Consider the following 944-nt stretch of genomic DNA (forward strand, 5'->3'; position numbering starts at 1 on the left):
CCCCGCCTCCGTCGGCTTCCCGCCCGGTCACCCCCCGATGCGAGGCCTGTTGGGCGTCGCCCTCTCCGCCCGCGGCGGCCGGTACGGCAATCTCTACCTCGCCGACCGTCGGGACGGGCGCCCCTTCGACGAACGCGACGAGGAGGTGCTGGTGGCCCTCGCCGGGGCCGCCGGGGTGGCGATCGAGAACGCCCGGCTCTTCGAGCGGGTCAGGGCCGGTGCCGAGCGGTTCCAGCGGCTGCTGTTGCCCGAGCTCCCCGATGCCCGTCCCTTCACCGTCGCCGGTGTCTACCGACCCGCGGCGGCGCCGGGTCGGCTCGGCGGGGACTGGTACGACGCCCTGACCCTGCCCGACGGGTCCCTGGTGGCCGTGATCGGCGACGTCATCGGTCACGACCTGCGGGCGGCGGCCACGATGTCCCGCACCCGCAACATGTTGCGTGCCCTTCTGTACGACCGCCCGGAACCGCCCGCGGAGGTGCTCCGTCGCCTGGACCGGGTGGGGGACGCGATGGCGGACAACCCCCTGACCACCGCCTGCCTGCTCCGGGTCTCCCCGGCGGGCCCGGGGGAGGGGCGCCGGGGTGTCGACTGGAGCACGGCCGGGCACCCGCCCCCTCTGGTCCTGGACCCCGCCGGCGGAGCCGAATACCTGCCCGGCGAGCCCGGGCTGCCGCTGGGTGTCGATCCCGACCGGGCACGGCCCGGACATCATCGGGTCCTGCCGCCCGGCGCCGTGTTGCTGCTGTTCACCGACGGTCTGGTCGAACACCGACGACGTTCCGTGGACGAGGGAATGGCCGAGCTGGCCCGGCTGGCGGAACGGCGCAGGGACCTCCCCCCGCGCCGGCTGTGCGAGGAACTGATGGCACACCACCCCGGCGACGGCCGCGACGACATGGCGGTGCTGGCGCTCCGCCTGCCCCCGGCCACCGCACCCCACC

The 944-nt window shown here is 75.5% G+C and carries 1 protein-coding gene; it reads left to right on the forward strand.

The features are described from left to right. Nucleotides 1-37: 37 nt before the first annotated feature. The coding region (locus FOE67_RS27020; RefSeq protein WP_323385601.1) for a PP2C family protein-serine/threonine phosphatase at nucleotides 38-944 on the forward strand (907 nt) is incomplete at its 3' end.

It is taken from the genome of Streptomyces calidiresistens (assembly GCF_014141525.1).
GTDB lineage: Bacteria > Actinomycetota > Actinomycetes > Streptomycetales > Streptomycetaceae > Streptomyces > Streptomyces calidiresistens.